Origin of the sequence: Olsenella sp. SW781 (assembly GCF_012027725.1) — a bacterium.
Lineage (GTDB): Bacteria > Actinomycetota > Coriobacteriia > Coriobacteriales > Atopobiaceae > Thermophilibacter.
Window position 1 is genome coordinate 22837 of record NZ_SJOU01000020.1, and the last position, 17695, is coordinate 40531.

A 17695-nucleotide genomic window follows, 5' to 3' on the forward strand; every position below is an offset into this window, starting at 1 on the left:
GCGCCGCCGCGGGGGCGTATCATGGGAGTGTTACTCGTCAGCAAGAGGGTGGGGGAGTCCCCGCGAGAGGAGAGTCATGAACGTCCTTGTCATCAACGCCGGCAGCTCGTCGCTCAAGTATCAGCTTCTTGACGTCGACACGCGCGAGGTCTACGCGAAGGGCAACTGCGAGCGCATCGGCATCGACGGCTCGTTCGTCGGCCACGAGGAGATGGGCGGCGAGAAGCAGAAGCTCGAGGTCGCGCTTCCCGACCACAAGACGGCCATCAAGTACGTCTTCGACATCCTCAAGACCGTGGACAAGCCGATCGGCGGCATCGGCCACCGCGTGGTCCAGGGCGGCTGGTACTTCCCCGAGTCCGCCGTCGTGACCGACGAGACGCTCGCCCAGGTCCGCGAGGTCGCCCCGCTCGCGCCGCTTCACAACTACGCCGAGGCCGACGTCATCGAGATCTGCCGCGACATGTTCCCGGAGCTCGGTAACGTCATCGTCCCGGACACCGCGTTCCACTATCACATGCCCGAGCGCGCCTGGCGCTACGCCCTGCCGCGCGACGTGGTGGACAAGTACCACGTCCGCAAGTACGGCGCCCACGGCACGAGCCACCGCTTCATCTGGCGCACCGTCAACCAGGTCATGGGCGACAAGACCCACAAGCTCGTGAGCTGCCACCTCGGCTCCGGCGCGTCCCTGTGCGCCATCGAGGACGGCAAGTGCATGGACACCACCATGGGCCTCACCCCGCTCGACGGCCTCATCATGGGCACCCGCTGCGGCACGCTCGACCCCGCCACGGTCTTCTACCTCAACCGCGTCGGCGGCTACTCGATCGACGAGATCGACACGATGATGAACAAGAAGTCCGGCCTGCTCGCCGTCTCCGAGGTCTCCTCCGACTCCCGTGACATCGAGGCCGGCGCCGCCAACGGCGACGAGAAGTGCCAGATGGCGCTCGACATGTTCTACTACCGCACGGCCCAGCTCTTCGCCGAGATGGCGGCCTCCATGGAGGGCGTGGACACCATGGCCTTCACCGCCGGCATCGGCGAGAACGCGCCCGAGATGCGCGCCGGCGTCGCGAACCGCCTCGCCTGGATGGGCGTCAAGATCGACGACGAGAAGAACGCGATCCGCTCCGACGAGCCCCGCGTGATCTCCACGCCCGACTCCGCGATCACCGTCATGGTGGTTCCCACCAACGAGGAGTACATGATCGCCCTCGACGTCGAGGAGCTGCTGGGCTAATCACGCCCGGCGTGCCCCAGAACGCGCCACGAAGGGCCCGGCCGCCTGGTCGGGCCCTTCTTCTGTTCGCGCGGCGGGGTTTGGGCAGCGGGGCTTTGCGGCGTTCGGAAGTCCGCCGAGCATGCCCCTGTGCACGGATACGCGTAGAACGGGCCCGATTCCGTGCGCGGGGGCATGCTCGGCGAGACCGTGCGCCACGGCATGCTCGGGTGCCGAGAGCTTGCCTCGCGGTGAGGCTCCCGTGGCTGCCGGGCATGCCCCGGCGCACGCCCGTCGCGGTCACAGGTTATCGTTGCATTTCAGGGCGTGGCGTGGTGTCTGAAATCCTAGTCGGGAGGGTACAATTTGGGATTATGAACGGCCTACGTCCCGAAAGGAATACACCATGGCCCTCAATCACCTGATGATGAGCCGCCGCCAGGCACTCGGCCTCGGCGCCGCGGCGCTTGCCACCCTTGGACTCGCGGCCTGCGACTCGGGGGAGGCCCCCGCCCCGTCCGGCGGCTCCGCCGACGAGCAGGCTGAGGAGGCGAAGCTCGACGCCGAGGCGTACGACGCGCTGCTCGCGGAGGGCGCCGTCGCCACTGACGAGGACATCGCCGCCTCCGAGTGGGCGACGAAGGTCCGCGACGCCGGCACCCTGCGCGTCGGCGGCGTCCAGACGTCGCTGCTCTTCTCGTCCCTGAACGAGCAGGACGGCAAGACGCGCGGCTTCGACGCCGGTCTGTCCCAGCTGCTCACGCGCTACATCCTCGGCGACGAGTCCAAGCAGGAGATCACCCAGGTCACCTCCGACACGCGTGAGTCGGTCCTCCAGAACGACCAGGTCGACGTCGTCTTTGCAACCTACTCCATCACCGACGCCCGCAAGGAGATCATCTCCTTCGCCGGCCCCTACTACAGCACCCAGCAGTCCATCCTCGTGATGGCGGACAACGACGACATCAACTCCGTCGAGGACCTCGCGGGCAAGAACGTCGCCGCCCAGTCCGGCTCCACGGGCCCGAGCATCCTGGAGGAGTACGCGCCCGAGGCCAACGTCCAGGAGTTCAAGACCGACGAGGAGGCCCGCACGGCGCTCTCCCAGGGTCGCGTCGACGCCTACGTGATCGACACGGCGATGCAGATGGGCTCGATGACGCGCAACCCCGGCCGCTATCGCCTTGCCGGCGACCCCTTCGGTCCCGTCGACCCGTACGGCATCGGACTGCCGCTCGACTCTGACGGCGTCGAGTTCGTCAACGCCTGGCTCAAGCAGGTCGAGGACGACGGCGTATGGGAGCAGCTCTGGCAGATCTGCATCGGCGACCGCGCGGGCATCGACGCGGCCCCGGAGCCGCCCGCCATCGGCGCGTAGAAATGACCAAAAAGGGGACAGTCCCCTTTTAGGCATATGAGGAGGTGTGATGGGGCTCACTGAGCTTCTTGGGACATATGGCCAGAACTACCTGGACGGGCTTCTCGCCACGTGGTCGATGACGGCGGTCTCGTTCATCTTCGTCATGGTGCTCGCCGTGCTCGTGACGGTCGCGCGGGTGAGCCCCGTCGCGCCCCTCCGCGGGCTCGGCGAGCTCTACGTCCAGGTGTTCCGCAACATCCCCGGCGTGGCGCTGCTCATCCTCATCGCCTACGCCCTGCCGCAGCTGCGCGTGGTCCTCGACTGGCGGACCTGCGTCATCGTGACCGTGGTGCTGCTCGGCTCGGCCTTCGGCTCGGAGAACTTCATGAGCGGCATCAACACGATCGGCGTCGGCCAGATCGAGGCCGCGCGCTCCGTCGGGCTCACGTTCACGCAGATCCTGCGCCACATCGTGATCCCGCAGGCGCTGCGGACCACGGTGCTGCCCATGACGAACCTCCTCATCGCCGTCATGCTCACGACCGCGCTCGGCTCCCAGGTGCCGCTCTCCCCCCAGGAGCTCACCGGCGTGGTCTCCTACGTCAACACGCGCGCGACGGGCGGCATCCTCGCCTTCCTGATCTCGGCGCTCGGCTACGTGCTCACGGCGTTCGCGATCTCGTTCGTGGGCAACCGCATCGACAAGAGGGTGAGGATACTCCGATGAGCACGCGCACCAAGACCGCTCCGAGCGTGCGCGCCGCGCTCTACGAGGCGCCCGGTCCGCGCGCCAGGCGCCGCATCGCAATCGGCACCGCGGTCTCCGCCGTCCTTCTCGCCCTGCTCGCGGCTCTTGTGGTCCGCCAGTTCTACGTGACGGGACAGCTCGCGCCGCGCTACTGGTCGTTCCTGCTCGAGTGGCCCACGTGGCGGTTCCTGCTGCAGGGCTTCGTGGGCACCGTCGAGGTCGCGCTCACGGCGGGTGCCATAGCGCTCGTCCTGGGCCTTGCGCTCATGCTCGGCCACACGAGCGGCATCGCCCCGCTTGCGGCCCTCTGTCGCGTGGTCACGGACTTCTTCCGCGGCGTGCCGAGCCTGCTTCTGATCTACTTCTTCTTCCTCGTGGTCCCGCAGTACGGCATCCAGATGCCCGCCTTCTGGATGCTCACGCTCCCGGTGGCGCTCGCCGCCTCGGGCGTGCTCGCCGAGGTCTTTCGCGCGGGCGTGAACGCCGTGCCCAAGGGCCAGGTGGAGGCGGCCCTCTCGATCGGGCTCAGCCCGGCCAAGACCATGCGGAAGATCGTGCTGCCCCAGGCGGTCCGCTACGTCATCCCCTCGCTCATCGCCCAGCTCGTCGTCGTGGTCAAGGACACGACGGTGGCATACGTGGTGAGCTATCCCGACCTCATGCAGAACGCGCGCGTGCTCATCACCAACTACGACGCGCTGCTCTCCATGTACCTGGTCGTCGCCGTCATCTACGTCCTCATCAACTTCGCCATCAACAAGGCGTCCGTGTACGTTGCCCGTCGCACGGGCGTCAAGATCATTCGCTAGGAACGGACAAGCATCATGAGCCAAGACAGCGCTGCCGAGAAGAACGTGCCGGTGATAGAGCTTCGCCATGTGGACAAGCACTACGGAGACCTCCATGTCCTGCGCGACGTGAGCCTGACCGTGGCCAGGGGCGAGGTGCTCGTCGTGATCGGGCCCTCCGGCTCCGGCAAGTCGACCCTGTGCCGCACCATCAACCGGCTCGAGACGATCGACTCCGGCGAGATACTCATCGAGGGAGAGCCGCTCCCGCAGGAGGGGCGCGAGCTCGCGCGCATGCGCGCGGAGCTCGGCATGGTCTTCCAGCAGTTCAACCTCTTCGCCCACATGACGATCCTCGACAACGTGACGCTCGGTCCGCGCGAGGTCCTGGGACAGGGCAAGGAGGAGGCCGAGAGGTACGCGATGGAGCTCCTCGAGCGCGTGGGCGTCGGCGAGCAGGCGCACAAGGTGCCCGCGCAGCTCTCGGGCGGCCAGCAGCAGCGCGCGGCCATCGCGCGCTCGCTCGCGATGCGCCCCAAGGCCATGATGTTCGACGAGCCCACGAGCGCGCTCGACCCCGAGATGATCAACGAGGTCCTCGACGTCATGGTCGAGCTCGCGCGCGGTGGCATGACGATGGTCGTGGTGACGCACGAGATGAGCTTCGCCCGCCGCGTCGCCGACCGCGTGGTCTTCATGGCGGACGGCCAGATCGTGGAGGAGGGCTCGCCCGACGAGTTCTTCGACCATCCCAGGACCCAGCGCGCCCGTGACTTCCTCGACTCGATCAAGGGGCACTAGGCATGGCGAGAAGACCGGTCGTGCTCGTTGCGCCCCGATGGGTCCCCGAGTCCGTCGCGGGGTCGGAGCGCATCGCCCCCCAGGAGGCCATCGCCGACTGCTTCGTCGACGCCATCCTCGCCGCAGGGGGCCTCCCGCTCGTCATGTCGCTCACGGACGACGAGGGGGTCATCGACTCGTACCTCGAGCTCGCCGACGGCGTCGCCGTGCCCGGCGGCCCCGACGTCAACCCGCGCCGGTGGGGGAGCGACATGGACTACGACCCGGCCCTGCTCTGCGAGCAGCGCGACGCGTTCGAGTTCCCGCTCGTCCGGCGTGCCCTCGCGGCGGACCTGCCGCTGCTCACGACCTGCCGGGGCACGCAGCTCCTGAACGTCGCGCTCGGCGGGACGCTCTGCATGGACGTGCCGAGCCTCGGGGCGCCCGAGGGCATGGCCCAGTGGCGCCATGCCGGCATCCTGAACGGCGTCTGCCACCCCGTCGACGTCGAGGAGGGGTCGCTGCTGTCGCGCGCCCTCGGCGGCGTCACGCACGCCCAGGTCAACTCCGCCCACCACTGCTGCGTCGAGCGGCTGGGCGAGGGCGTGAGGCTCGTGGCTCGCGCGACCGACGGCGTCCCGGAGGGCATCGAGGTCCCGGGCAGGCGCTTCTGCGTGGGCGTGCAGTGGCACCCCGAGTACACCTGGCGGACCCTGTCGACGGACTTCGCGCTCTGGCGCTCGTTCGTGGAGGCCTGCCGCTAGGCCCTCTCGACGGTCCTTATCGCCCGGCGTTCTCGCGGCGTCTCGCATGCCGCGAGAACGCCCCTGCGCACGGATTCGCCGAGCATGTCGCTGCGCACGGATTTAAGCCAAGGAGTACTCGTTTCGTGCGCCGGGGCATGCTCGGCGACACTGCGCTCACGCGCATGCCCGTTGTGTCCCGGCGGGGCCCGACGCGATAAGAACGCGCCGACCGGAATGCCGCTACGCACGGATTGCCGGACGGCGCAGGTGGGTTGCGCGGACTCGCGCCCGCGCTATCGAACGAAGTGGTAGGCGATCCTCGGCGTGCCGTCGTCGCAGATGATGGTGCCGCGCCGCACGAAGCCGCGCCTCTCGAGGGCGCGCTGCATGGGGACGTTGTCCTCGTGGGTGTCCGCGCGGACGTTGTCGTGGCGCTCGCAGAGCCACGAGAGCATGTGCGAGCCGAGGCCTCGTCCCTGCTCGGCGCAGGCGAGCCGGTGCATGACCCAGTAGGGATCGTCGTTCAGCCAGGGCTCGCCGGCGATCGCGGCATAGGTGCGGTCGGGCCCGGGAAGCACGCTCATGCAGGCGACGGCCCCCCTGCCCTCGTCGAGCACCCAGAGCCAGCCGCCCGCGAGGTCGCGCTCGGCGTGCGCGCGGGAGGGATAGCCCCCGACCCACTGGGTGAGGTTCCCTGTCGAGCGCATGAAGGCGCGCGCGGCGTCATAGACGCCCATCACCGCGCCGAGGTCCCCCTCGGTCGCACGTCGGATGGCGCCCGTCACTAGAAGGGCCTCATGGAGAAGGTCTTCTCGCACGACTGCCCGGGCTCGAGCGTGATGGTGCCGCGCTTCTTCTCGAAGACGTCGGACTCGTCGTAGGCCGTCGCGCAGCCGACCCAGGGCTCGATGGCGACGAACGGCGCCTCGGGCGAGGAGGTCCACACGCCGAGGTAGTCGAAGCCGTCGAAGGAGACCTCGACGCCGTGCCCGGAGGGGCCGACGAGCCTCACGCCGCGCCCCGGGACCTCGACGAAGACCAGGGTCAGGAGCCTCGCTATGAGGTCGTGGGAGAGCCGCAGGCGGTCGGAGTCGCGGAAGAGCTCGTGCGTCTTGGAGAAGTCGTGCAGTCCGGCGGCGTCGATCGTGGGGACCTCGGCGGTCCAGGCCTCGGGGAACACGAGCTCGTAGTCGGAGAAGGACTCGCCCTCGCATCCGGGGGCGGGGACGTTGAAGGCGGGGTGGCCGCCCAGCGTGAAGGGTAGGGGCACGTCGCCGGCGTTGGTGACCGCGAAGGTCTGGGAGAGCGTCCCGTCCTTGACGGCGTAGGTCATGTTGAGGCGGAAGTCGAAGGGATAGGCCGCGCGCGTCTCGTCGGTGGAGGCGAGCTCGTAGGTCACGCTCGACGGGGTCTGGGCGACGACGGCGTGGTCGTAGAGGCGGGCGATGCCGTGGCGCTGGAGGCGGACCTCGCCCTGGGCGCTCGTCGCGCGGTTGTCGCGCAGGCAGCCGACGATGGGGAAGAGCACGGGGGCGCGGCGCGGCCAGAACCGCTCGTCGCCCTGCCAGAGGTACTCTCCCGCGTCCGTGCGCAGGCTCATGAGCTGGGCCCCCGTCGCGTCGACGCTCGCGGTGACGTGGCCGTCAGAGATGGTGGTGATGGCGCCCATGTTCTTCTCCCTTCGTTCCCTATCTCTCAAAACCTTATCCGTTCCTGACTGAATTGTTGCGCGAATCTTGCCGAATGGGGCGGTTGGCGCCGCTAGCGGGGTGATGTGGCATAATAGCACCTGCTGAGCCCATCCGCGTTCCGGGCGGATGGCCGCGCCGTTGCGTCAAAGGGGCGGTCGGGGACCGCTTTTTCCAAGGAGGTACGCATGATCATCGAGGAGCTTCTGCGATACGGCATCGCGCACACGGAGGAGAAGACCGTCATCGACGCGTCTCCCGCCGTCCTCATCGAGACCGCGGTCGAGCGCGGCGAGGGCGAGCTCACGGGAACCGGCTCGCTCTCCGTCATCACCGGCCAGTACACGGGCCGCTCGCCCAAGGACCGCTTCATCGTCGACACGCCCGACGTGCACGACAAGATCGCGTGGGGCAGCGTCAACGTGCCGTTCTCCGTCGAGAACTACAACAAGATCAAGGCCGAGGTCATCGGCCACCTCTCCGAGCGCCGCCTCTTCGTGGTGCACGGCCTCGCCGGCGCCGACCGCCGCTACTCCCGCAAGATCTGCGCCATCTGCGAGCTCGCGAGCCAGGCGCTCTTCGTGCACCAGATGCTCGTGCGCCCCACGCAGAGCGAGCTGCGCGACTTCGGCGAGGCGGACTTCGTCGTGATGGCCGCCCCCACGCTCAAGCTCGACCCCGAGGTCTACGGCACCCACTCCGAGGCCGCGGTCCTCATCAACTTCCAGGAGCGCACGATCCTCGTCGTGGGCACCCAGTACTCCGGCGAGATCAAGAAGTCGATTTTCTCGGTCATGAACTACCTGCTGCCCGTCGAGGACAACGTGCTCACCATGCACTGCTCCTGCAACATGAACCCGCGCTCCCACGGCACCACGGTCTTCTTCGGCCTCTCCGGCACCGGCAAGACCACCCTCTCCGCGGCCGACGACCGCCTGCTCATCGGCGACGACGAGCACGGCTGGGCCGAGGACAAGGTGTTCAACATCGAGGGCGGCTGCTACGCCAAGACCATCGACATCACGCCCGAGACCGAGCCGCAGATCTGGAACGCCATCCGCTTCGGCTCCATGTGCGAGAACGTCGTCATCGACCCCGACACCCGCGAGGCCGACTACTTCGACACCTCCCTCACCGAGAACGGCCGCGTGGCCTACCCGGTCGAGTTCGTCCCCGGCGCCGTCAAGAAGGGCCGCGCCAAGCGCACCCCCGACGTCGTGATCTTCCTCACCGCCGACGCCTTCGGCGTGCTGCCCCCGATCGCCAAGCTCGACCGCAACGCGGCCATGTACCACTTCATGACCGGCTTCACCTCCAAGGTCGCCGGCACCGAGCGCGGCATCAAGGAGCCCCAGCCCACGTTCTCCTCGCTCTTCGGCGAGCCGTTCATGCCGCTCGACCCCAACGTCTACGCCCAGATGCTCGGCGAGAAGATCGATAAGGGCGGCGTGCGCGTCTACCTCATCAACACCGGCTGGACCGGCGGCCCCTACGGCACCGGCAAGCGCATGAAGCTCGCCTACACCCGCAAGATGGTCGAGGCCGCCCAGTCCGGCATCATCGACGACTGCGAGTTCGTCCACGACGAGCGCTTCAACCTCGACGTGCCCACCACCTGCCCGGGGGTGCCCTCCGAGCTCCTCAACGCCCGCAACACCTGGGAGGACCGCGCGGCCTACGACGAGATGGCCGAGAAGCTCGCCCAGATGTTCGTCGACAACGCCGAGAAGCGCCTCACCACGATGGCGCCCGAGGTCCGCGCCGCCGGCCCCAAGCCCATCATGGGGAAGTAGCCCCCCTTCGATGCGCGTCGGTCCCGCCTGGGACCGAGATGGCGCCGCCCGTCCCGTCCGGGGTGGGCGGCGCCTTTTTCGTCGTGTGGATGATGTACTATGCATGCATATCACATGATGAAAGGAGCTGAGATGCCCGCACTGCAGATCAGGGACCTCCCGCAGGGGACCTACGACGCGCTCAAGTGGCGCGCGGAGCGCGAGCACCGGAGCCTCGCCCAGGAGGCGACCGTCGCCATCGAGGAGCACCTGCGGCTGGTTCCGGGGGGCGCCGCGCGCGAGCGTGCGCTCACGGAGGAAGAGGAGCGTCAGGCGCGCATCGCAAGGCGCGAGGCGCTCTTCGCCGAGATACGCGCGCTTCCCAAGGTGGAGATGCCCGACGACTTTCCGAGCGTCGTGGAGATAATCCGCGACGGGAGGGAGGAGCGCCTTGCTCATCTTGGATGCTAGCGCCGGATGCGCGCTTTCCCTCGGCTGGCCTGAGGGAAAGAAGTTTGAGCAGCTGATGTATGAGGGGGAGCGAGCGCTCGCGCCGCAGCTCTATATCGCAGAGATTATCCATGTCTTCCAGAAGCACGTTCGCGGCGGCAAGATGGCCGCGGGTGACATGCAGGATAATCTGGCGCGGGCGCTTCGACTGGTTGACGAGTTCGTTCCCATGGAAGACCTCTGCCCAGAGGTGCTTTCCGAGTCGGTCCGCCTGCGCCATTCGAGCTATGACATGTTCTACCTCGTGCTGGCAAGAAGGACGGGCGGAACGCTTCTCACCATTGACCGGCGTCTCGTCAAGCTCGCGCTCGAGAACGGCGTGAGCTGCGCGTACGGGGAGCGCCTTGGGGGCGGAGAGCCCTGGACCATCCGCGCGGACCTCGAGGAGGGGCCCGGCCGGGCGTACGCGCGCGACGAGCTGCTGGGGCGGGGCTGAGGCCCGAATCGGCACGGAAAGGGGCCCGGAGGCATCAGCCGCCGGGCCCCACGTTCTTCTCGCCGGTCCTTATCGCCGGTCCTTATCGCCGTGCGCCGCGAGCGCTACTCGGCCATCTGCGCCTGGACGGCGGTGATGGCGACGACGCCCACGATGTCGTCGGCGGAGCAGCCGCGGGACAGGTCGTTCACCGGCTTGGCGATGCCCTGCAGGATGGGGCCGTAGGCGTCCGCCTGGCCGAAGCGCTGCACGAGCTTGTAGCCGATGTTGCCGGTCTCGAGGTTGGGGAAGACGAGCACGTTGGCGTGGCCGGCTACGGTGCTCTCGGGGGCCTTGAGCTGGGCCACGGAGGGCACGATGGCGGCGTCGAGCTGCAGGTCGCCGTCAACGGCGAGCTCGGGCGCCTTCTCCTTGGCGAAGGCCGTGGCCTCCTGGACCTTCTTGGCAGTGTCGCCGCCGGCCGATCCCATCGTGGAGTAGGAGAGCATGGCCACCTTGGGCTCGACGTCGCCCATGAAGGTCTTGAAGGAGTTCGCGGAGGCGATGGCGATCTCGGAGAGCTCGTCGGAGGTCGGGTCGATGTTGAGGCCGCAGTCGGCGAAGACGAGCGTGCCGTCAGCGCCGAACTCGGGGGTCTTGGTGCACATGACCATGAAGGCGGAGACGAGCTTGGTGCCCGGGGCCGTCTTCAGAATCTGCAGGGCCGGGCGAAGCGTGTTGGCGGTGGAGTGGCAGGCGCCGGAGACCAGGCCGTCGGCGTCGCCCATCTTGACCATCATCGTGCCGTAGTAGGTGGCGTCCATCATCTGCGCGCGGGCCTGCTCGATGGTCACGCCCTTCTTGGCGCGCAGCTCGGCGAACTTCTGGGCGTAGGCCTCGTGCTTGGGGGCGGTGGGGCTCTTCGGGTCGATGACGGTCACGCCCTCGACGTCGATCGTCGCGGGGTCGCCCAGGATGACGAGGTCGGCGAGGCCCTCCTCGACGATCTTGCGGGCCGCCTCGAGGGTGCGCGGGTCCTCGCCCTCGGGCAGGACGATGGTCTTCTTGTCCGCCTTGGCGGCGGTCTTCATCCGTGTGAGAAAGTCGCTCATGTTCTTCCCTTCGATAGCCGCGAAACGCTCACATTCTAGCGCGCTCGCCCCTCGATTGTGTGAGAATCGGCGGGGAGGGCGCGGGCACGAGACCATTATAGGGACGAGGTGCTAGAATCTATCGCACGATTGGGCGAGCGGAGCGCGCTCGCCCCGCCGCAGCGGCGGCACGCGAGTATCTGACGGCTGAGAGGACGTGTATGGGTATCGAAAACGGTCTGCCCGCTGGGTTCAATCCGGACAGCTATGACGCCATCGTCGTCGGCGCGGGATACGCCGGCGCCGTGTGTGCGCGCCGCCTCGCTGAGTCCTGCGGCTTCAAGGTCGCCATCCTCGAGCGTCGCGACCACATCGCCGGCAACGCGTACGACTACTACGACGAGGCGGGCGTCCTCGTGCACAAGTACGGCCCGCACATCTACCACACCATGAGCGAGCGCGTGAACCAGTTCCTCTCGCGCTTCACCGAGTGGACCGACTACCAGCACAAGGTGCTCGCCAACATCCACGGCACACTCATGCCGGTCCCCTTCAACCACCGCTCCCTCAAGCTCGCCTTCGGCGAGGAGAAGGGCGAGCGGCTCTACCAGAAGCTCGTTGCGACCTTCGGCGAGAACAAGAAGGTCCCCATCATGGAGCTTCGCGAGAAGAACGACCCCGAGCTCGTCGAGGTCGCCGACTACGTCTTCGAGAATGTCTTCCTCTACTACACGATGAAGCAGTGGGGCCAGACGCCCGACCAGATCGACCCGTCCATCACCGGGCGCGTCCCCGTCTTCGTGGGCGACGACGACCGCTACTTCCCGGGCGCCCCCTTCCAGGGCATGCCGGCGGAGGGCTACACCGTGCTCTTCGAGCACATGCTCGAGCATGACCTCATCTCGGTCTTCCTCGGCGTCGACGCCCGCGACATCCTCAAGGTGTCCGACATGAGCGTCTCCGTGTGCGGCAAGCCCTATGGCGGCGAGGTCATCTACACCGGCCCGCTCGACGAGCTCTTCGACCTCGACCTCGGCGCGCTGCCGTACCGCACGCTCGACATGGTCTTCGAGACGCTCGACCAGGACCAGTTCCAGCCCGTCGGCACCGTCAACTACACCACGAGCGAGGACTTCACCCGCATCACCGAGTTCAAGAACATGACCGGCCAGGTCCTGCCCGGCAAGACCACCATCATGAAGGAGTACTCCAAGGCGTACACGCCCGGCTCGGGGGAGACCCCCTACTACGCCATCCTCGAGGACGCCAACCGCGAGCTCTATCGCCGCTATCGCGAGCGCGTCGCCGGCGTGGTGAACTTCCACTGCGTGGGCAGGCTCGCCGAGTACCGCTACTACGACATGGACGGCGTCGTGGCGTCGGCGCTCGAGCTCTCCGACGAGCTGGTCTCCCAGCACAGCTAGCGCGGATGGCGGGCCCCTCGGGGCCCGCTCCCGTGATGTACCTGCGGCGGGCCGAAAAGGGCCCGCCTCCCATGACCCGAAGGGCCCCGATGAACAAGACCATCACCTTTGGCATCCCCTGCTACAACTCGGCCGCGTACATGGACCACTGCATCGAGTCGATCCTCGAGGGCACGGGGTATGCCGAGGACGTCCAGATCGTCATCGTCGATGACGGGTCGACCAAGGACGAGACCCCCGCGAAGGCCGACGAGTGGGCGGCGCGCTACCCGTCCCTCATCAAGGCGGTCCACCAGGAGAACGGCGGCCACGGCGTCGCCGTCATGAAGGCCGTCGCCAACGCCGACGGCGTCTACTTCAAGAACATCGACTCCGACGACTGGGTCGACGGGGAGGCCGTCATGGCCCTGCTCGAGCAGCTCCGTCGCTTCATCAGCCTCGGCGACCACGTCGACCTCGTGATCACCAACTACGTCTACGAGCACGTCGAGGACGACACGCAGAACGTCGTTGACTACCATCACGTGCTGCCGCGCGGGAAGGTCTTCACCTGGAACGACATGGGCCACTTCATGATGTGGCAGTACCTGCTCATGCACGCGCTCACCTACCGCGTTGACACCCTGCGCGAGGCCAACCTCCAGATGCCGCCGCACACCTTCTACGTGGACAACATCTACGCCTACGTGCCGTTCCCCAAGTGCCGCAGCATCTACTACCTCGACGCCGACGTCTATCGCTACTTCATCGGGCGCGAGGACCAGTCCGTGAACGACAAGGTGCTCACGAGCCGCGTGGACCACTACTGGCGCGTCGCCCGCATCATGATGCACGCCTATCACGTCTACGACGACATCTCCTCGGCGAAGCTGCGCAGCTACATGATGAATTACTTCACGATCATCATGGCCATCTGCTCCGTCTTCTCCAAGAAGAGCGACCGCGAGGACGCCATGGACGCGCTGCAGTCGCTTTGGGACGAGCTCAAGGCCTACGACAAGCGCATGTACCGCCGCGCGCGCCACGGCATCGTGGGCATGGCGACCAACCTCCCCGGCACCGTGGGCCGCTCGCTCACGCTCGCCGGTTACAAGGCGGCCCAGAAGCTCGTGAAGTTCAACTAGGCTCTCCGTCGCCTGGCCAAACGCCCGCCCTTCTCCCCAGATCGGTGCTTCGCAGAAGCCGCCGGGCGAGAAGGGCGGGCGTTCGGGCGTCGGCCGATGCCGCCTCACGTCGCAGCGGCATTTTGCCGTGTGGTGTCTTGGGCGGGTTTGCGGCGCCGGTCCAGGCTCTTGCGAAGCCGGACACGCTGCGGCTCCTTTGCGGCGCTCAGATGCGGAATTGCGCATCAGCTCGTACTCAGATGCCGAACTGAGTGCGGGCCCGTACTCAAATCCGGAACTGAGCATCGGCCCGCGCTCAAATCCGGAATTGAGCGCGGCGGCGCTGCCGGTTCGGCACTCAGATGCGGAACTGAGCGTAAGCGGGGCCTGACGTGGCGCTCAGATGCGGAACTGAGCGCGAGCCCGTACTCAAATCCAGAAATGAGCACGACGGCATGCGGCGCCCGGGCGGGGGAGCGGAGCGCCGGGGTCGGAAGGCGGTGCGAGGGCGCGCCTAGAGGTCGCGGGCGGCGGGGTAGCCGTAGGCGGTCTCGGCCTGGCGCGCGCCGTCGGCGATGGCGCGCCCGAGCGCGCGCGTGGCGAGCGAGCCCACCACGTCCACGGGTGCCTCCACCGCGCCCGTGGCCATGACGAAGACGGTGTCGCCGTCGTTGGTCGTGTGGGTGGGGGAGATGGCGTGGGCGTAGGCGTCGGCCGCCATCTGGGCGACCTTGGTGGCCTGTGCCTTGGTGAGCCGGGCATTGGTGACCACGCAGGAGATCGTGGTGTTGGTCCGCTCGAGCGGCATGCTCGCCGAGCCGCCGAGAAGAACGTCGAGGGTCCTCGCCAGCCCGCCCGTCTCCCCGCGCATCCCGGCGATCGTCTCCCCCGAGTCGGGGTCGCGAACGTCGCCGCAGGCGTTGACGGCGGAAACGGCGCCGCAGACGAGCTCGCCCGCACGCTCGACGTCCTCCCCGAGGCCGCCCTTCATGGCGCGGTCGGGCCCGGCGAGCTTTCCGACGGTGCACCCGGCTCCGGCCCCGACGTTGCCGCGTGCGAGTGGGGCTCCGGGGCAGTCGAGGGCGCGAACGCATGCGGCACGCCCGTCATCGGATGTGGGCCGCACGCTCGAGTCCCCGCAGGCGAGGTCGAACAGGCACGCCCCGGACACGATGGGCACGCGCGCCACCCCCACGTCGAGCCCGATTCCGCGTCGCTCGAGCTCGTCCGCGACGCCGCATGCCGCCGCAAGCCCGAATGCGCTTCCCCCGGAGAGCACGACGGCATGGAGCACGTCGACGGTCTCCTCGGGGCGGAGGAGGTCCGTCTCGCGCGTTGCGGGGGCCCCGCCGCGCACGTCGATGCCACCCGTGGCGCCCTTCGGGCAGACGATGACGGTGCACCCGGTCCCTGCCGCCTCGTTGGTTGCGTGGGCGGCGAAGACGCCCGGGATCTGCGTGATGCTAGGCATGGGGCCCTCCCAACCTGATGGATTCCGCGACGGGGTCCGCCCCGTCTGACATGAGCCTGCCGAGCTCGCGCACCAGGCGGGCGACGGGCAGCCCGACGACGTTGGGGTAGTCCCCGTCGACCCGTCTCACGAGCATTCGCCCGGCCCCCTGGATGCCGTAGGCGCCCGCCTTGTCGAGCGGCTCGCCCGTGGCGACGTAGGCTGCGACCTCATCCTCGGTGAGCTCCCAGAACGTGACGTCCGTCGTCTCGACGAAGCGCGTCTCCGCTATGGGCTCTCCGCCCGGGGCGAGCCTCATCGCGCAGACGCCCGTCGAGACGTGGTGCGTGCGGCCCGAGAGCTCGCGTAGCATGGCCGCCGCGTCGGAGGCGTCCGAGGGCTTCCCCAGGGCCTCGTCGCCCATCCACACGATGGTGTCCGCCGCGACGAGCAGGTCGTCCCGACCCCCCGCTCCCAGGCTCGCCCGGACCGCCTCGGCCTTCTCGGCGGCGAGCCGGCCCACCAGCTCGACGGGGGTCTCGTCCGGCAGGCGGGACTCGTCGATCTGGGCGGGGATGATGGTGAGCTCGAAGCCCGCGTCCGCCAGCAGCTCGCGGCGGCGCGGGGATTGTGAGGCGAGTATCACGCACGACCTCCTGTCCGTGTCACGTTGCGTGTCCCATTGTAGGGCCGCCCTCGCGTTTGCACGAGCAAACGCGGAAGGGGCCGTAAAACAAAAAAGCGGGGGCCCGAGGGCCCCCGCCGGCAGCGCCTGACGCAGCTGCCTACTCCACGACGATGGCGGAGACGGGGCAGTTGTCAGCAGCCTCCTGGGCGGCGTCCTCGGCGTCCTCGGGGACGTCCTCCTCGATGGCGACGGCGACGCCGTCGTCAGAGATGGAGAAGACGTCGGGGCAGGTGCCCTCGCAGAGCCCGCAGCCGATGCAATCCTCGTTGACCGTAGCCTTCATGTTGATTCCTCTCTCTAGCCTGGGCCTGGGCCCCTCGCCCAGGTTCATTCTGTTTTTACACGTTTCGCGCCGCGCGCGCAACTGTTTGTCGTCCGGGGGCAGAAATGACGGCTAACGGTCATGAGCTGCGCTTTATTCCTACCAGATAGGTAGTGTTAAGCAGCCGCGTCATGCCGCTTGCCGGGCGCGCCTCACGTGCGCTCGAGCAGCGTCACCGTCTCCACGTGATACGTCTGGGGGAAGAGGTCCACCGGCGTCACGCGAACGGGCGAGAAGGTCCCGGCCTCGCCAAAGCGCGCGAGGTCGCGAGCCAGGGTCGCCGGGTCGCAGGAGACGTAGGCTATGGCCCGGGCGGGCTGCTCGGAGAGCCGGCGCACCACGTCCGCGGAGAGGCCCGCGCGAGGAGGGTCGACCACGATCACGTCGGCATCCGTGTCCGGGAACTCCCTGCCCGCGTCCCCCCCGATCGGGTCGACGTTGTCCAGCCCCGCGGTCTCGAGGTTGCGCCGCAGGTCGCGTACCGCCGGCCCGTAGGACTCCACGGCGGAGACGAAGCCGGCCCTCCGGGCGAGCGGGAGCGTGAAGGTGCCGGCGCCGCAGTAGAGGTCCATGGCCTCCTCGTCATCACGCGGGTCGAGGGCGGCCATGACGAGCTCGACGAGCCGCTCGGCGCCGCGCGTGTTCACCTGGAAGAAGGACGGGGCGGAGACGCGCATGCGCTCGTCCCCGACGAGCTCCCCCCACGAGCCGGCGCCGGAGAGGCACTCCACGCCCGCGATGCGGCGCGCCTTGGCGGGGCCCTTCTGCATGACGCGCACCACGGAGGTGGGCCTGAGGGCGTCCTCGAGCACCTTTGCCGCCTGGGCGCGTGGGAAGGCCCCGGGACGGTCCCAGAGGGCGACCTCGACGTCGCGCGTGCGCCGCGAGACGCGGATGCCCACGCGCTCGAGGTCGAGCCCATGGCTGTTGGAGAGGTAGGAGAGCGCGCCGGCGACGGACTTGACGGCACCGGCGTGCGCCTTGTCGAGCAGCATGCAGCCCTTGACCCGCACGACCCCCTCGCCGCACGCGGCGTGCATTCCGAGCGCGACGCGACCGCGATCCCGGGAGACGGCGAGCTCGACCTTGTTGCGATACCCCCAGGGGTCGCCCGCGGACTCGAGCGGGGCGACGAGCTCCTCGGCGCGCGCGTCGCCCATGCGCCCCACGCGCGAGAGCGCGTCGACGACGCAGGCGCGCTTGGCCGCAGCCTGCGCGTCGCGCGAGAGCGCCGCCCACGGGCAGCCCCCGCAGGCGCCCGCGTACGGGCATGCGGGCGTGACGCGGTCGGGGGAGGCCTCCAAGACCTCGGTCGCGCGGGCATGGGCCCAGCGGTCCTCCTCGCGGTCCACCACGGCGCGGACGCGGTCGCCCGCGACCGCCCCGGAGACGAAGACGGCCCGCCCGCCGCCGTCATGGGCGACGGCGTCCGGGCCATAGGTCATGCGCTCGCAGACGAGCTCGAGCTCCTCGCTCACTCGTCACCTCCGCCGAAGAGGGTGCCGAAGGCCTGGCCGAAGAGGGACAGCGCGCGGCCGACGCGGCCCTTGCGCCGCGCCGGGGCCTGTCTCTTATACACATTCTC

18 protein-coding genes are annotated in these 17695 nt (G+C 68.5%); 11 read left to right on the forward strand and 7 right to left on the reverse strand.

Going from position 1 to position 17695, the window contains the following annotated elements:
• Positions 1 to 76 precede the first annotated feature (76 nt).
• The 6 genes from E0L17_RS10130 (at position 77) to E0L17_RS10155 (ending at position 5665) form a co-directional block, all read left to right on the forward strand.
• Positions 77 to 1246 carry an acetate/propionate family kinase gene (locus E0L17_RS10130; RefSeq protein WP_167931114.1) on the forward strand — a complete coding sequence of 390 codons (1170 nt, stop codon included), beginning with the start codon at positions 77 to 79 and terminating at the stop codon, positions 1244 to 1246.
• Between the two features lie 385 nt (positions 1247 to 1631).
• A complete protein-coding gene (locus E0L17_RS10135) occupies positions 1632 to 2603 on the forward strand; it encodes a glutamate ABC transporter substrate-binding protein (RefSeq protein ID WP_167931115.1) in 972 nt (323 codons plus the stop codon).
• Positions 2604 to 2652: 49 nt separating this feature from the next.
• On the forward strand, positions 2653 to 3312 hold the full coding sequence (locus E0L17_RS10140; protein WP_167931116.1) for an amino acid ABC transporter permease: 660 nt from the start codon (positions 2653 to 2655) through the stop codon (positions 3310 to 3312).
• Complete coding sequence (locus E0L17_RS10145; RefSeq protein WP_167931117.1) at positions 3309 to 4142, forward strand: amino acid ABC transporter permease; 834 nt, start codon at positions 3309 to 3311, stop codon at positions 4140 to 4142. Before E0L17_RS10140 ends, E0L17_RS10145 begins: the two co-directional genes overlap by 4 nt.
• A gap of 15 nt (positions 4143 to 4157) precedes the next feature.
• Positions 4158 to 4922 (forward strand): amino acid ABC transporter ATP-binding protein, encoded by a 765-nt coding sequence (locus tag E0L17_RS10150; protein WP_206109120.1) that lies wholly within the window; start codon positions 4158 to 4160, stop codon positions 4920 to 4922.
• Between the two features lie 2 nt (positions 4923 to 4924).
• Positions 4925 to 5665, forward strand: coding sequence for a gamma-glutamyl-gamma-aminobutyrate hydrolase family protein (locus E0L17_RS10155; protein ID WP_167931118.1), 741 nt, complete (start codon positions 4925 to 4927; stop codon positions 5663 to 5665).
• A 275-nt stretch (positions 5666 to 5940) separates the two neighbouring features.
• On the opposite strand, the gene E0L17_RS10160 is transcribed toward E0L17_RS10155, so the two are convergent.
• A complete protein-coding gene (locus E0L17_RS10160; protein WP_167931119.1) occupies positions 5941 to 6432 on the reverse strand; it encodes a GNAT family N-acetyltransferase in 492 nt (163 codons plus the stop codon).
• Entirely contained in the window at positions 6432 to 7316 is an 885-nt protein-coding gene (locus tag E0L17_RS10165; protein WP_167931120.1) for an aldose 1-epimerase family protein, read from the reverse strand. The genes E0L17_RS10160 and E0L17_RS10165 overlap by 1 nt, the downstream gene beginning before the upstream one ends.
• Before the next feature lie 207 nt (positions 7317 to 7523).
• Here E0L17_RS10165 and pckA point away from each other — a divergent pair, with 207 nt between their 5' ends.
• From pckA to E0L17_RS10180, 3 genes are all read left to right on the forward strand, one after another.
• Positions 7524 to 9128, forward strand: coding sequence for a phosphoenolpyruvate carboxykinase (ATP) (gene pckA, locus E0L17_RS10170; protein ID WP_167931121.1), 1605 nt, complete (start codon positions 7524 to 7526; stop codon positions 9126 to 9128).
• 132 nt (positions 9129 to 9260) lie between these two features.
• Positions 9261 to 9578 carry a FitA-like ribbon-helix-helix domain-containing protein gene (locus E0L17_RS10175; protein WP_167931122.1) on the forward strand — a complete coding sequence of 106 codons (318 nt, stop codon included), beginning with the start codon at positions 9261 to 9263 and terminating at the stop codon, positions 9576 to 9578.
• The gene (locus E0L17_RS10180; protein ID WP_286163448.1) at positions 9568 to 10053 is read left to right on the forward strand and encodes a type II toxin-antitoxin system VapC family toxin; all 486 of its coding nucleotides are present in this window, start codon (positions 9568 to 9570) and stop codon (positions 10051 to 10053) included. The genes E0L17_RS10175 and E0L17_RS10180 overlap by 11 nt, the downstream gene beginning before the upstream one ends.
• Positions 10054 to 10157: 104 nt before the next feature.
• Here the strand turns inward: E0L17_RS10180 and pta are convergent, their stop codons facing one another.
• Positions 10158 to 11144, reverse strand: a complete 987-nt coding sequence (gene pta / locus E0L17_RS10185; RefSeq protein WP_167931124.1) for a phosphate acetyltransferase — start codon at positions 11142 to 11144, stop codon at positions 10158 to 10160.
• Between the two features lie 200 nt (positions 11145 to 11344).
• Between pta and glf the strand changes: the two genes are divergently transcribed.
• Both glf and E0L17_RS10195 read left to right on the forward strand, forming a co-directional pair.
• Positions 11345 to 12547 carry a UDP-galactopyranose mutase gene (gene glf, locus E0L17_RS10190; RefSeq protein ID WP_167931125.1) on the forward strand — a complete coding sequence of 401 codons (1203 nt, stop codon included), beginning with the start codon at positions 11345 to 11347 and terminating at the stop codon, positions 12545 to 12547.
• Positions 12548 to 12636: 89 nt separating this feature from the next.
• Positions 12637 to 13671 carry a glycosyltransferase family 2 protein gene (locus tag E0L17_RS10195; protein ID WP_167931126.1) on the forward strand — a complete coding sequence of 345 codons (1035 nt, stop codon included), beginning with the start codon at positions 12637 to 12639 and terminating at the stop codon, positions 13669 to 13671.
• Between the two features lie 493 nt (positions 13672 to 14164).
• Here E0L17_RS10195 and E0L17_RS10200 read toward each other — a convergent pair whose 3' ends face one another.
• From E0L17_RS10200 to rlmD, 4 genes are all read right to left on the reverse strand, one after another.
• A complete protein-coding gene (locus E0L17_RS10200) occupies positions 14165 to 15121 on the reverse strand; it encodes a P1 family peptidase (RefSeq protein ID WP_167931127.1) in 957 nt (318 codons plus the stop codon).
• On the reverse strand, positions 15114 to 15746 hold the full coding sequence (locus E0L17_RS10205) for a Maf family protein (protein WP_167931128.1): 633 nt from the start codon (positions 15744 to 15746) through the stop codon (positions 15114 to 15116). Before E0L17_RS10205 ends, E0L17_RS10200 begins: the two co-directional genes overlap by 8 nt.
• 139 nt (positions 15747 to 15885) lie before the next feature.
• Positions 15886 to 16071, reverse strand: a complete 186-nt coding sequence (locus E0L17_RS10210; RefSeq protein WP_075280240.1) for a ferredoxin — start codon at positions 16069 to 16071, stop codon at positions 15886 to 15888.
• Positions 16072 to 16262: 191 nt separating this feature from the next.
• Complete coding sequence (rlmD, locus tag E0L17_RS10215; RefSeq protein WP_167931134.1) at positions 16263 to 17555, reverse strand: 23S rRNA (uracil(1939)-C(5))-methyltransferase RlmD; 1293 nt, start codon at positions 17553 to 17555, stop codon at positions 16263 to 16265.
• Between the last annotated feature and the right edge of the window lie 140 nt (positions 17556 to 17695).